The sequence below is a fragment of the Mycobacterium sp. D16Q16 genome (assembly GCF_002013745.1).
In the GTDB taxonomy this organism is placed as follows: domain Bacteria; phylum Actinomycetota; class Actinomycetes; order Mycobacteriales; family Mycobacteriaceae; genus Mycobacterium.
In genome coordinates, this window is sequence record NZ_MAEY01000027.1 from 80,249 (window position 1) to 92,557 (window position 12,309).

The following is a 12,309-nucleotide window of genomic DNA, read 5'->3' on the forward strand; positions in this document are numbered from 1 at the left end:
ATAGTGGCCCACCGCACCGGATAACGCGACCGCACAGGCCGGTGAGGCCACGAACTCTTGATGAATCTTTCGTCGCCGCGTCATGAGGCCGTGAAGCCGAGCGCAGCCAGCGTGGTGGTCACCTCGATGCTCGCACCCAGCACGTCGCCCGTGATGCCGCCGAACCTGCGTACGCAATGGCGTACCAGGAGCGCACCGACGGCGAGCGCGACGACCACCGCGGCCGGCCCCTGCCACGGCCGCCAGGGCTGTGCGAGGACGCCGACGGCCATCGCCGCGAGCCCCCACACTCCCGCGAGCCACAGCGGTTGAGATCCGGCCACTCTGGCACCGAAGCCGCTGTGCGCGGCACCGGGCACCCCACGGCGGCACGCCACGACCGCGCTGACCCGTCCCACCGCGACCGCCAGCGCGATGGCCAGCCACTCCTGCCGTGAAGCCAGCACTCCGAAGGACAACGTCTGCGCCAGTAGGGCGATGACGACCGCCACCACCCCGAACGGTCCCGCCGAACCGTCGCGCATCACGGTGAGCGCGCGCTCCGGTGGCCCGTAACAGCCCAGCCCGTCCGTGGTGTCGGACAGTCCGTCGATATGCAGTCCACGCGTCGCGAGGATCATCACCGTGACCGCTGCCAGCCCGGCCAGTGGCGCCATGTACGCGAAGTGCATGATCCAGCTGACGGCCGCGGCCAGCGCACCCAGGGCGGCGCCTACCATCGGTAGCGCTCCCAATACCGGACCCGAGAGCGACCCGGCGAGTCGTGCGGGAACCGGTGCCACGGTGGCGAACTCGAATGCGCCGCCGACGGGCCGAAGTAGCCGCAGCAGCCGGTTCACGTGCCTGGCCCGTCGATTCGGGCCTCGTCGAACGTCGCCATCTGGGCCAGCGTGCCCGCGGCGGCCTGCAAGACGGGCAGCGCGACGAGCGCGCCGGAACCTTCGCCCAGCCGCATCTGCAGATCCAATATGGGTTCCAGCCGAAGGCGTTGCAGGGCAAGAGAATGTGCGGGCTCGGTGGAGCGATGTCCGGCGAGCCACCACTGTCGCGCCCCCGGTGCGAGCTGTTCGGCCACCAATGCCGCCGCGGTCACCACCAGCCCATCGAGCATCACGGGGGTGCGCCGCACCGCGGCGTGCGCCACGAAGCCGGCGATTGCCGCCAGATCGGCACCACCTGCTCGACTAAGTAATGCGACCGGGTCGGTGCGCACATCTTTGGTGCGGCGCAGCGCATCGCGCACGGCGGCGGTCTTACGTGCCCAGCCGGCGTCGTCGACCCCGGTGCCGCGACCCACCACAGCCACTGGCTCGCTGGCGGTCAAGGCCGCCACCAAGACCGTTGCCGGCGTGGTGTTGCCGATACCCATGTCGCCCGCGATGAGCAGATCGGCTCCGCCATCGATCTCGGCGTCGGCCAGGGCGATCCCGGCGGCCAGCGCGGCGTGAGTCTGCTCGAGGGTGAGGGCGTCCTGCACCGCGATGTTGCCGCTGGAGCGGCGAATCTTGTGGGCGGCCAGGGATTCGGTCAATGAACCATCGGTATCGACGGCAATGTCGACCACGCGCACGCTGGCCCCGGCAAGCGCGGCGAGCACGTTGACCGCGGCCCCTCCCGCATCGATATTCCGCACCATCTGGGCTGTCACCGACGGGGGATATGCCGATACACCACCGGAGGCCACACCGTGATCACCGGCGAAAACGACCACCCTCGGCCGTCGGAATGTCGTAGGGGGGCATTGATTCTGGCAGGCCGATACCCACACTGAGAGCTCTTCCAGCCGCCCCAGCGCGCCCTCCGGTTTGGTGAGTTGCCGTTGCCGGTCGCGGGCGGCGGCGGCGATATCTGGATTGGGTGCCGAGACCGGGGCGAATCGCGGCGCCTCGCCGCTGGTCACGCGGTAGCTCCCTTGATCGCCAGCGGCTGGCCGGCCACCACCAAGAGTACGCGCTGACAGCGCTGTGCCACTGCCTGATTCAGGATTCCGAGCTGATCGGCGAACAGGCGCCCGGATGCGGTGGCGGGGACGATGGACAGCCCGACCTCCGGACTCACGATCACCAGGTCGCTGGAGTAGGCGCCGATCGCGTCGACCAGCGCACCGATATCGGCGGTGACGACCTCGCCGCCGCGGTCCCAGGCGCCGCAGCTGTCCATCAGCGCGGTCAGCCAACCCCCGAGATCGTCGATGAGGGTCGGCATCGCCTCACCCGTGCGCAGCTCGTTGGCGATATCCGTTGTTTCGGCGGTTGTCCAGTGATCGGGACGCCGAGACCGGTGTGCGGCAACCCTGTGCGCCCACGCGGCATCCTCACGGACCGACGACCCGGTTGCCAGGTATCGCACGGGTCCCGAGGCGGGCAGCAGAGACTCCGCGAAACGTGACTTTCCCGAACGAATTCCGCCGAGCACCAGAGAGGTGGACGGCGATGAGCCGCTGGCGCGAAGAGCCCCGGACACTGTGAGGCTAGACCGGCTCGCCGCGGTTCACCCGGGGACGTGGTGCGCGCATCTTGCGCAGCTGTGATGCACGGCTCGCCGCATACCAGCCGAGTTTGAAGCCACCCTCGTCGCTGGTCGGGAAACGCTCGGATACACGCTTGTTCACGAGTCTGCCGACGAAGACGCCGTCGACGATCATGACGATCATAAGAACCAGCATCGCCGGGGTCATCCACATCTGAACCTGGACGGACGGCACCGCGAACATGGAGAAGATCAGGAATAGCGCCAGGGGCATGAACAGCCCCAGCACATTGCGCCGCGAATCAACGATGTCGCGCGCGAACGCGCGCACCGGGCCCTTGTCCCGGGGCAGCAGATACGCCTCGTCTCCGGCCATCATCTTTTCGCGACTGTCGGCCATCCGGGAGCGCCGCTCGGCGTTCTCGGCCTTGCGCTCCGCGCGCGACAGTTTCGGCCCGCGCAGGGACTTGCGACGCTGCCGGGCCTCGGCGCTGGTCAACGGGGCCGGAGCGACAGGTCCACGACGCTTGCCGGCGTCCCGCTTCGGGGTGGGGCGGCCCTTTCCGGCCTGCGCCGGTGATGTGACGTCCGTCTCATCGGACGGCGAAGAGGACGCGCTGACAGCGTTAACGGTGCCGTTTTCGGAGGTGGATTTCTTTCGGCCGAGCAGATTCACACGCCCAGATTATCCTGCGCGAATGAGTCAGATTCTGGTGGCGCCCGACAGCTTCGGCGACACGCTCACCGCCACCGAGGCGGCGAGCGCCATCGCGGACGGTTGGAGGCGGGCTCGCCCCGACGACATTCTCATCCTCAGCCCGCAATCTGACGGGGGCCCTGGCTTCGTTGACGTGCTGGCGGCGCAGCTGCCGTCGGCGCACCGATACGCGGTGCGGGTGCGCGGCCCGCTGGACGATGACGTCGACGCGGGATGGTTACTCGATGGAATGACCGCCTACATCGAGTGCGCGCAGGCCTGTGGGTTGCCGCTGCTGGGGCGCGTGCCGTCGGCCGACACCGCCTGGCGTGCCCACAGCACCGGGGTCGGGCAGCTGATCGCCGCGGCTCTCGATGGTGGAGCCACCCGGATCGTGGTTGGCCTCGGTGGCAGCAGTTGCACCGACGGGGGTGCGGGGCTCATCGAGGGTCTTGGCGGGATCGACGCTGCCCGTCGGCGGCTGGCGACCACCGAATTGGTGGTCGCCAGCGATGTCGAGCATCCGCTGCTGGGCCCCCGTGGTGCGGCCGCGGTGTTCGGCCCGCAGAAGGGAGCCGACCAGGAGACCGTCACACGCCTGGAGGAAAGGCTTACCGGGTGGGTCGCCGAGATGGAGGCCGGAACCGGCCGCTCCGTGCGCGATCTCGCCGGAGCAGGCGCCGCGGGCGGAATCGGGGCGGCGCTTCTGGCTCTGGGCGGGCGACGTGAGTCGGGGGCGCGGATCGTCGCCGAGCACACCGGCCTGGATGCTGCGATCGCTCGGGTCGAGCTGGTGATCACCGGCGAAGGCAAGTTCGACGACCAAACCTTGCACGGCAAGGTGGCCGGAGCGGTGGCGAGCCGCGCCGCGGCATCCGGCGCCCGGGTGCTGGTGCTGGCCGGGCAGGTGGCGCTCACGGCCACCGAGTATGAGCAGGCGGGTATCGCGCGGGCCGAATCGATCGCCCAGTTCGCGGGCTCTGTACAGCTGGCCATGGACGACGCGGCCGGTCAGCTGGCCGGCTTGGCCGCCCAGATCGCCCGTGACTGGTCACGCGGCTAGCCGTCAGCTGGTGTGGGCGCGGCAGGAGACGGTCACGTAGACGGTCGTGAAAACTGTTTCATCACTGGGGACTCCGGTGACATCTGTGGCGACGCATTGAGACAGCGGTGCGTCCGCGGTGCCGTTCAACTGCACTGAGTAGCCGTGTCCCTGCAGATGCTGCACGGTGTCGGCCGCATTGCCGCCACCGCCGATGTTGTGCGCGTTCGCGAGAGTCGGTGTGGCCCATGCCAGCAACGTCATGGCACTGGCTGCCATGGCCGCTGCGGCGGAGAACTTGGCTCCCCTCGACGCGCGCGAACCCGGTGTCCTGTGCTGGCGATGATGTCTGCGACGTTGCATATTCATCACTATACCCCAGGGGGGTATAGTGATGAATATGCGTCAAATCACATGCAAACATCCATCTGCGCCGAATTGATATACGGGGCAAGGTATTTAACCGTGCGGCGCGAGAAGCCCGTTGGTGCTGACTTCATAGAGGCGGGCGTCGGTGTCGCTGAAGAACGTCCCGGTCACGCGCAGTCGCCCCGAAACCGCCGCGGCCACCAGAATCGGGTGGCGCACAAGCCGTTCAACCTGAATGGCAACGTTGACCACGGCGAGCTGGTCGGCATCGTCCAAACCGCTGGCGGCCGCGCTGACCCGGGCCACGTGATAGTCGCGGTAGGCGATCAGCGTCTCGCGTGCAAAGTCGAGCCACCGGCATAGGGGGCTGGTGGGCGCGTCGATCGATTCGGACAGGAGTGTCTTCATCGCGCCGCAGTGTGAGTGTCCGCACACCACGATCGAGCGCACCTGAAGCTGGTTCACGGCGAAGTCCAGGGCGGCATCGACAGAGGCGTCCGCGGGGTCGGTGGGCACCACATTCCCGACATTGCGGACGGTGAACAGGTCGCCACTGATGTTCGTGCTGGCAGTGTTGGGCACGACTGGCCCGTCTGAACAGGCTAGATATAGCGCGTTGGAGTGCTCGGCGTGGTGTGAGTCGAAGAACGAGGTCATGGCGGGTAGCCCCAATCGGGAAACGGTGTGCAGGCGCATGCATATGTGCTGGCTAAGTGGACAAATCGTGGACGTGGGCGGCGGTGGTAGGCCGCGACCAGCGGTGGGCCGCTGTGAACGGCCGCCGGAATGGCCTCATTCGAAGGCCTGGATATGCAGATCAGCGTCGGATGATGCACAGATCGGTCAGCAGCACGCGCCCTGACCGGGGTGAGGCCGCTTTCGTGACTCGCCACGGCGGGTCGCGGGAGAGGCCGAAATGTGGCGACACGGCAAGAGCCGCGACTACACATGCCGCGATGAACGCTGCCAGCGCCCGCAGTTCGTTGTCACCACGCAATGCCGCAGCGAGTCCGTCAACGCTTTGGCACAGGGCGGCGCGCACGGCATTGTCAGCGTGCGAATGATCGACTGCCGCACTGCGACCCGCCGTCGGTGAGTCGGCTGTGGTGGACGCGGCCAGGCTAAGGTGATGGGCGGCGAGGGGGCTGGGATGCTCGTCGCCGGGCACGCAATGCAGCATGGCTGGCAGCGCGACGGCCATGCCGAAGAACAACACCACCAGCGCGAGTCGGGCGCGACCTTGCGCGCGAATCGCCATGGACGTACGGTAGCACAATCGGGCGATACCCCCTACGGGTATCTGCGGCACAGGGCGAGGCCATATGGGCTGGGGCATAGATGTAGGAATAGCCGCAGACGAGGTACCGTTGAGGTCACTAGACGTTTCCGATACGGACGTCCACCCGAGAGCTTCGACGCAGGGGAGATCCCACATGACTGTGCAAGACGAATCGACTGCCACCTCTACCGAGACCCATGGTGCCGTCTTGACCGATGCCGCCGCCATCAAGGCCAAGGCGCTGTTGGATCAAGAAGGGCGTGACGACCTGTCGCTGCGCATCGCCGTCCAGCCCGGTGGTTGCGCGGGTCTGCGGTACCAGCTGTTCTTCGATGACCGCACCCTCGACGGTGACCTCGTCAGCGAGTTCGACGGTGTGAAGCTCACCGTGGACCGGATGAGTGCCCCGTACATCCAGGGTGCCTCGATCGACTTCGTCGACACCATCGAGAAGCAGGGCTTCACGATCGACAACCCGAACGCCACCGGCTCCTGCGCCTGCGGCGATTCCTTCAACTGATCAGAACGCGTTCGCTCCGCGCATGTACGCGGAGCAGACGTAGATCTTGCCCTCGTTGATCAGTAGCTCGGCCTGCCCCTGTGGAGCGTCCTTTCGCTTCTGGCTCGTCGCGGTGAACAACACCTTGAGTTGGTACTCGGAGAAGTAGACGACCTTGTCGATCGACTTCACTGTCGCTGTTCCGAACGTCGCCACAAACTGTTGAGCGTTGGCGCGCACAATCGAGTCGTCGGTGTCCTTGTCGCGCACCGCGTCGTACAGGCCGCAGCCGGCGTTGCGTGCCAGCGTCACGATGTCGAGCTTGGCCATCGCGTCCAGGTAGCCCTGGATGGTCTGTTCGATCTTCGCTTCACTGGGCCGGTGGGATACCCCCGAATTCTTGGTCAGAAATCCGAGCAGCAGTGCCAGCACCACCAGCGCCGCCACCACGGCGGCCGGCGCCAGCCATGAGGGCAGCTTGCGCTTCCGTTCGGGGTAGTCGACCGGAGGCGGCATGGGCGGCAAACCAGGGTAGGGCACCGTCGAATAACCTGGTTCAGCCATGGACTCTCCTGAATTTCGTTTCCCCGGTTCTCACTCCCCAACAATCCAGGCTAGCAATCGGATACAACTACCCGAACAGTTACGCTAGGTAAGCTTCTGGGGTTGTCTCTCGACCTACCCAATCTGCCCGAATCCTACGAAGGGTCTCACGCGTGTCCATCATCGTCACCGGATCCATTGCGACCGACCACCTGATGAACTTCCCCGGGAAGTTCTCCGAACAGCTGTTGGTCGAGCACCTGCAGAAGGTGTCCCTCAGCTTCCTGGTGGACGATCTGGAAATCCGTCGTGGTGGCGTCGCGGGGAACATCGCATTCGCTATCGGTGTGCTTGGTGGCAAGCCCGCTCTGGTGGGTGCCGTGGGTGCGGACTTCGCCGAGTACCGATCCTGGCTTGAGGGTCACGGCGTCAACTGCGACGCGGTGTTGATCTCCGAAACCGCCCATACCGCGCGTTTCGTCTGCACGACCGATCAGGACATGGCGCAGATCGCGTCCTTCTACCCGGGTGCGATGTCCGAAGCCCGCGATATCTCGCTTGCCGATGTCGTATCGCGCACCGGGACACCGGAATTGGTCATCATTGGAGCCAACGACCCCGACGCCATGTTCCGGCACACGCAGGAATGCCGCAGCCTGGGGTTGCCGTTCGCGGCCGACCCGTCGCAGCAGCTGGCCCGGCTCTCGGGCGAGCAGGCCCGCGAACTCGTCGGTGGCGCCAAGTACCTCTTCACCAACGACTACGAGTGGGATCTGCTGCTGTCCAAGACCGGGTGGACCGAGGCCGACGTGCGTGAGCGTGTCGAGCTGCGGATCACAACCCTGGGCCCCAACGGCGTCGAGATCGTCGAGAAGGACGGCACGTCCCTCAAGGTGGGCGTGGTCCCGGAGAAGGGGCAGGTCGACCCGACCGGTGTCGGTGACGCATGGCGTGCCGGATTCCTCACCGGTCGCAGCGCCGGCCTGAACCTGGAGCGTTCGGCACAGCTGGGATCGCTTGTGGCCACGCTGGTTCTGGAAACTGTCGGCACCCAGGAATGGGTATGGGCGCACGATGATGCGCGGGCCCGCCTCGCCGATGCGTATGGCCAGGAAGCAGCCGACGAGATCGGTGCCGCTCTCTAGAGCTGCACCGGGTAGTGCGGCGCCTGGATGTTCGGCCGCACCGACTGCTCGACGAAGATCGCATGCCACAGCATGAAGATCAGCACCGTCCACAGCCTGCGACTGTGATCGCTGACCCCGGCGGCGTGCTCGGTGAGCATCCGGCCGACGGCAGGCACATCGATCAGGTGTCCAGCCTGCGTGGTCGCCAGCATCTCGCGGGCCCAGTCGTGCAGTAGTCCGTCGACGAACCAGTGCCGGATGGGTACCGGGAAGCCGAGCTTGGTCCGGTGCAGAACATGAGCCGGCACAATGGGTTCCAGTGCCTTGCGGAGCGCGTACTTGGTGGTCTCCCGGGTGATCTTCTCGCGGTAAGGCAGCTGCGAGGCCACCTTGAAGACTTCGGGATCCAGGAATGGCACTCGCAGCTCCAGCGAGTTCGCCATCGTCATCTTGTCGGCCTTGACCAGAATGTCGCCGCGCAGCCAGGTGAAAAGATCCACATACTGCATGCGCGCCACCGGATCCCAGCCCGCGCATCGCTCGTAGAGGGCGGCGGTGACGTCCTGGTGACCCCATTCCGGGCGATAGTGCGGCAGCACCGCGCGCAGCTGTTCGTCATCGAAGCTACGAGCGTTCCCGTAGTAGCGCTGCTCCAGCGTCATTGACCCACGGTGCAGCAGGCTCTTGCCGCGTACCCCGTCCGGGATCGCGGCGGAGAGCCGCGCGGCACCACGTCGCAGCGCGCCGGGCAAGTATTCGAAAGGTTTGAGCGACAACGGCTCCCGGTAGATCGTGTAACCGCCGAAGAGTTCGTCGGCGCCCTCGCCGGAGAGCACCACCTTGACGTGCTTACGCGCCTCCCGGGCCACGAAGAACAGCGGTACCAGGGACGGATCCGCCACCGGATCATCCAGGTACCAGACGATCTCGGGCAGCGCGGAGACGAATTCCTCCTGGCTGACCACCTTCACCACATGCCGGGCTCCGATTGCCTCGGCTGACTCCACCGCCACGTCGACCTCGGAATAGCCTTGCCGCTCAAAGCCGGTCGTGAAGGTGATGAGTTTCGGGTTGTGCCGGATCGCCAGCGCGGCGATGGCAGTCGAGTCGATACCGCCGGACAGGAACGATCCCACCGTGACATCGGCCCGCATGTGCTTGGCTACCGAGTCGGAGAGCACCTCGGTGATCTCGTCGTACCGGGCCTGACGGGTCGCGCGGGTGAACGGCGTGACGGAGAACCGGGCCGGGAAGTAGCGCGTGACGCGTGGTTCCTGGCCGGGGGAGATGCGGGCATACGAACCGGACTCCAGGCGCCTGATCTCGGTGTGCAGGCTCTCGGGCTCCGGAACGTACTGCAGCGTCGTGTAGTGCTGCAGCGCCCGCAGGTCCAGCTCGGTCCCGATGCCCAGCTGGTCCACCAGATCCAGCAGGCATTTCTTCTCACTGCCCAGTGCGGTGCCGCCAGGGCCTGTCGCCATGAATAGCGGCTTGATGCCGAAAGGATCTCGCGCGCAGAACAACTCGCGTTCCACGGTGTCCCAGATCGCGAAGGCGAACATGCCGCGCAGCCGGTGCAGCGCGTCCGGACCCCAGAAGTGGTAGGCCGCCAGGATCGCCTCACCGTCGCCCTCGGTGGCAAAAACGGCGCCGTAATCGGACCTGAGCGCTTCCCTCAGCTCCAGGTAGTTGTAGATCTCGCCGTTGAAGACCAGCACGTAGCGGTCGGGGGCGTCCGCCGGTCCCCAGCACAACGGCTGATGTGAATGCGCGATGTCGATGATCGAAAGCCGGTTGAAGCCGAAGAGTACGTTCTCGTCGTGCCAAATCCCGGGTTCATCGGGGCCGCGATGGCGCATATGCACCATCGCCGCGTCTACCGCGGGGCTATGAGATTCGAGGGAAGACCCGGGCGGTCCCAGCCACGCCACCAGTCCACACACGCGGCCAAGTATGCAACATCACCGGACCTATCACGGGACCATGGTCCCGACACCGGCCCCGTCGCGTCCCTGATGCGACCGCGTGGTCTACGCTGCGTAGTATTCGATTGCTGCCACTGGTCAGCGATGGATTCTGGACCGAAACAGGAGGCTGCAAAACGTGACGTCACCGATGAGCCACGTGGGCGAAAAGGCTCGGGCACGGTCCGGCTCACGGCCGTCCTTGCTGGCCACTGCGGTGCTGTTGGGCGCGGCGAGCTTCCTGCTCAGCGGTTGTAGCGTCCAGGAAGTGCTGCGGTTCGGGTGGCCCGAGGGCATCACCCCGGAGGCCCACGACTACATGGCCCCGCTGTGGACCTGGGCTGTCGTCGCCTCGCTGGTCGTCGGCGTCATCGTGTGGGGCCTCACCTTCTGGACCGTCGCGTTCCACCGGCACAAGCCGGGCGACACCGAGTTCCCGCGCCAGTTCGGATACAACTTGCCGCTAGAGCTGATCCTGACGGTGGTGCCCTTCCTGATCATCGCGGTGCTCTTCTACTTCACCGTCGTGGTGCAGAACAAGGTCATGCACAAGGACCCGAACCCTGAGGTCGTCGTCGACGTGACCGCCTTCCAGTGGAACTGGAAGTTCGGTTACCAGAAGGTCGCGTTCAAGGACGGCAGCCTCAACTACGAGGGCGCCGATCCGGAGCGCAAGAAGGCCATGAGCTCCAAGCCCGAGGGCAAGGACGCGCACGGCAAGGAGATCGTCGGCCCGGTGCGCGGCTTGAACCGTGAGGACCGCACCTACCTGAACTTCGACAAGATCGAGACCGTCGGAACCTCTTCGGAGATCCCGGTGCTGGTGCTGCCCAGCGGCAAGAGCGTCGAGTTCCAGCTGGCCTCGGCCGATGTCATCCACTCGTTCCGGGTGGTCCCGTTCCTGTTCACACGCGACGTGATGCCCGAGCCCAAGGCCAACAACTCCGACAACGTCTTCCAGGTCAGCAAGATCCTGAAGGAAGGCGCGTTCGTGGGTCGCTGCGTCGAGATGTGTGGCACGTACCACTCGATGATGGCCTTCGAGCTGCGCGTGGTCAGCCCCAATGACTTCAAGTTCTATCTGGAAGCGCGCAAGGCGGGTAAGACCAACGCCGAGGCGCTGGCGTCGATCGGGCAGTCGCCGGTCTCGATTACCACCAGACCGTTCGATGGCCGCCGCGGCGAGCTCGCGCCGGCGGACAACAACGCGGCGAAGAACTAGGCGAGGGAGCGCAGAATGCATATCGAAGCCCGTCTCTTCGAGATCCTCACCGGATTCTTCGCCCTGGCCACCGTGGTCTACGCAGTACTCACCGCCCTGTACGCCAACGGCGGTGTGGAGTGGGCAGGAACCACTGCCATGGTGATGACCACGGGTCTGTCGCTGATCATCTCGACTTTCTTCCGCTTCGTGGCTCGGCGCCTGGACACCCGGCCCGAGGATTACGAGGACGCCGAGGTCGCCGACGGCGCCGGAGAGCTGGGCTTCTACAGCCCGCACAGCTGGTGGCCGATCATGATCGCGCTGGCCGCCGCCACCACCGCTGTGGGTGTGGCGCTGTGGCTGCCGTGGCTGATTGCCGCCGGTGCGGTGTTCGTGCTCAGCGCGGTCGCCGGTCTGGTCTTCGAGTACCACGTCGGGCCAGAGAAGCACTAACTCATCGTGTCTTTCGCGCCGTGTCTCACGGTCGTGCTCGTGCTTTGCCGCGAGACTCCCGTGACTGGTGTGACATCTCCGTGTGCACTCTCACGTTTTCGATAACAATCCGGTGGTCAGTTTGGTTTTTGCGGCCGTCGGGTTTCGTCGCCCCGGATGGCTTTGGCTATCGTTGCCATGGCGCCTCAGGCAGGTAGCCCGCCGGGGAGCGGGAAGTGACGAAAAGGAACTTGTGTAGATGAGTGGGACGGACAACCCAGGGTCGGGGACTCCCGGGGAAGTTCCGGATCTGGACGGTCCGAATGCGGACGCCGCGGCTGCTGACTCTTCCGGGGCGGATTCCGCCGCGTTTCATTCTCAGGCGTACTCGGCCCCCGAATCCGAGCAATTCACCAGCCCGTACGTGCCGTACGACGAATACGACACCGAGCTGGTCGATGGCGACGAGCCGCCTCCGCCGCGGTGGCCGTGGGTCGTCGGGGTGGCGGCGATCATCGCCGCGATCACCCTGGTCGCCTCCGTCGCGCTGCTGGTAGCCGGGCGCTCGGACGAGACGACTGGAGCCGCCAAGAGCACCTCGGTGACGCCGACCCCGAGCACGACGCCGTGGAACGAGATCATCACGACCACCACGCCCCCGCCGCCTCCTCCACCGGTGACGAC

13 protein-coding genes and 2 pseudogenes are annotated in these 12,309 nt (G+C 66.0%); 6 read left to right on the forward strand and 9 right to left on the reverse strand.

Annotated elements, in window-relative coordinates:
- Positions 1–80: 80 nt before the first annotated feature.
- From B4394_RS23235 to B4394_RS23250, 4 genes are read right to left on the reverse strand one after another with little or no spacing between them, the layout of a single operon-like run.
- Positions 81–839 (reverse strand): adenosylcobinamide-GDP ribazoletransferase, encoded by a 759-nt coding sequence (locus tag B4394_RS23235; RefSeq protein ID WP_078316406.1) that lies wholly within the window; start codon positions 837–839, stop codon positions 81–83.
- Entirely contained in the window at positions 836–1,900 is a 1,065-nt protein-coding gene (gene cobT, locus B4394_RS23240) for a nicotinate-nucleotide--dimethylbenzimidazole phosphoribosyltransferase (RefSeq protein ID WP_078316407.1), read from the reverse strand. Before cobT ends, B4394_RS23235 begins: the two co-directional genes overlap by 4 nt.
- Entirely contained in the window at positions 1,897–2,463 is a 567-nt protein-coding gene (locus B4394_RS23245; RefSeq protein WP_078316408.1) for a bifunctional adenosylcobinamide kinase/adenosylcobinamide-phosphate guanylyltransferase, read from the reverse strand. The genes cobT and B4394_RS23245 overlap by 4 nt, the downstream gene beginning before the upstream one ends.
- A gap of 7 nt (positions 2,464–2,470) precedes the next feature.
- Positions 2,471–3,145, reverse strand: coding sequence for a DUF3043 domain-containing protein (locus B4394_RS23250; protein WP_078291479.1), 675 nt, complete (start codon positions 3,143–3,145; stop codon positions 2,471–2,473).
- Positions 3,146–3,167: 22 nt separating this feature from the next.
- On the opposite strand from B4394_RS23250, the gene B4394_RS23255 reads away from it, so the two are divergent.
- Positions 3,168–4,229: a glycerate kinase family protein gene (locus tag B4394_RS23255; protein ID WP_078312632.1), complete on the forward strand. Its 1,062-nt coding sequence runs from the start codon at positions 3,168–3,170 to the stop codon at positions 4,227–4,229.
- 3 nt (positions 4,230–4,232) lie between these two features.
- Here the strand turns inward: B4394_RS23255 and B4394_RS23260 are convergent, their stop codons facing one another.
- The 3 genes and pseudogenes from B4394_RS23260 to lpqS form a co-directional block, all read right to left on the reverse strand.
- The gene (locus B4394_RS23260; protein WP_502688540.1) at positions 4,233–4,487 is read right to left on the reverse strand and encodes a hypothetical protein; all 255 of its coding nucleotides are present in this window, start codon (positions 4,485–4,487) and stop codon (positions 4,233–4,235) included.
- A 180-nt stretch (positions 4,488–4,667) separates the two neighbouring features.
- Positions 4,668–5,195 (reverse strand): annotated as a pseudogene (locus B4394_RS23265) (carbonic anhydrase); the annotation flags it as partial.
- Between the two features lie 199 nt (positions 5,196–5,394).
- Complete coding sequence (gene lpqS, locus B4394_RS23270) at positions 5,395–5,835, reverse strand: putative copper homeostasis (lipo)protein LpqS (protein WP_078312635.1); 441 nt, start codon at positions 5,833–5,835, stop codon at positions 5,395–5,397.
- Positions 5,836–6,010: 175 nt separating this feature from the next.
- Between lpqS and B4394_RS23275 the strand changes: the two genes are divergently transcribed.
- Entirely contained in the window at positions 6,011–6,376 is a 366-nt protein-coding gene (locus B4394_RS23275; protein WP_078312636.1) for a HesB/IscA family protein, read from the forward strand.
- Here B4394_RS23275 and B4394_RS23280 read toward each other — a convergent pair whose 3' ends face one another.
- Positions 6,377–6,919 (reverse strand): Rv0361 family membrane protein, encoded by a 543-nt coding sequence (locus B4394_RS23280; protein ID WP_078312637.1) that lies wholly within the window; start codon positions 6,917–6,919, stop codon positions 6,377–6,379.
- 152 nt (positions 6,920–7,071) lie between these two features.
- On the opposite strand from B4394_RS23280, the gene B4394_RS23285 reads away from it, so the two are divergent.
- The gene (locus B4394_RS23285; protein WP_078316410.1) at positions 7,072–8,043 is read left to right on the forward strand and encodes a carbohydrate kinase family protein; all 972 of its coding nucleotides are present in this window, start codon (positions 7,072–7,074) and stop codon (positions 8,041–8,043) included.
- Here the strand turns inward: B4394_RS23285 and asnB are convergent.
- Entirely contained in the window at positions 8,040–9,968 is a 1,929-nt protein-coding gene (asnB, locus tag B4394_RS23290) for an asparagine synthase (glutamine-hydrolyzing) (RefSeq protein WP_078316411.1), read from the reverse strand. The genes B4394_RS23285 and asnB overlap by 4 nt on opposite strands.
- A gap of 172 nt (positions 9,969–10,140) precedes the next feature.
- Between asnB and ctaC the strand changes: the two genes are divergently transcribed.
- From ctaC to B4394_RS23305, 3 genes and pseudogenes are all read left to right on the forward strand, one after another.
- Complete coding sequence (ctaC, locus tag B4394_RS23295; RefSeq protein ID WP_139360406.1) at positions 10,141–11,211, forward strand: aa3-type cytochrome oxidase subunit II; 1,071 nt, start codon at positions 10,141–10,143, stop codon at positions 11,209–11,211.
- A gap of 15 nt (positions 11,212–11,226) precedes the next feature.
- Positions 11,227–11,646, forward strand: coding sequence for a cytochrome c oxidase subunit 4 (locus tag B4394_RS23300; protein ID WP_078312640.1), 420 nt, complete (start codon positions 11,227–11,229; stop codon positions 11,644–11,646).
- Between the two features lie 238 nt (positions 11,647–11,884).
- Positions 11,885–12,309 (forward strand): annotated as a pseudogene (locus B4394_RS23305) (hypothetical protein); the annotation flags it as partial.